This window comes from Sideroxyarcus sp. TK5, assembly GCF_054601595.1.
This window is the reverse complement of the sequence record NZ_BAAHSJ010000034.1, coordinates 1-731: the sequence shown is the minus strand read 5'-3', so window position 1 is coordinate 731 and position 731 is coordinate 1. Positions and strand designations below refer to the sequence as shown.

Sequence of the window (731 nt, the reverse complement as noted above, 5' to 3'; positions counted from 1 at the left end):
TATTACTCGATGATCTTCGCGACCACGCCGGCGCCGACGGTACGGCCACCTTCGCGGATCGCAAAACGCAGACCTTCTTCCATCGCGATCGGGTTGATCAGGTTGACCGTGATCGACACGTTGTCGCCTGGCATCACCATCTCGGTGCCGGCCGGCAGTTCGACCGCACCAGTCACGTCAGTCGTGCGGAAGTAGAACTGCGGACGGTAGCCCTGGAAGAACGGGGTGTGACGACCGCCTTCGTCCTTGCCCAGCACGTAGATCTCGGCAGTGAACTTGGTGTGCGGGGTGATGGAACCGGGCTTGGCCAGAACCTGGCCGCGCTCGACTTCTTCACGCTTGGTGCCGCGCAGCAGCACGCCGACGTTGTCGCCTGCCTGACCCTGATCCAGCAGCTTGCGGAACATCTCGACGCCGGTGCAGGTGGTCTTCAGAGTGGGCTTGATGCCGACGATCTCGATCTCTTCGCCGACCTTGATGATGCCGCGCTCGACGCGGCCGGTCACCACGGTGCCGCGGCCGGAGATGGAGAACACGTCTTCCACGGGCATCAGGAAGGCGCCGTCAACTGCACGCTCCGGGGTCGGGATGTAAGTGTCCAGGGCTTCGGCCAGCTTCATGATGGCGCCTTCGCCCAGTTCACCTGCATCACCTTCGACCGCCAGTTTGGCGCTGCCGTGGATGATGGGGGTGTCGTCGCCGGGGAAGTCGTACTTGGAGAGCAGTTCGCG

1 protein-coding gene is annotated in these 731 nt (G+C 63.3%); it reads right to left on the bottom strand.

Going from position 1 to position 731, the window contains the following annotated elements:
* Positions 1 to 2 precede the first annotated feature (2 nt).
* The coding region (locus ACYPYQ_RS13560; RefSeq protein ID WP_459724447.1) for an EF-Tu C-terminal domain-related protein at positions 3 to 731 on the bottom strand (729 nt) is incomplete at its 5' end.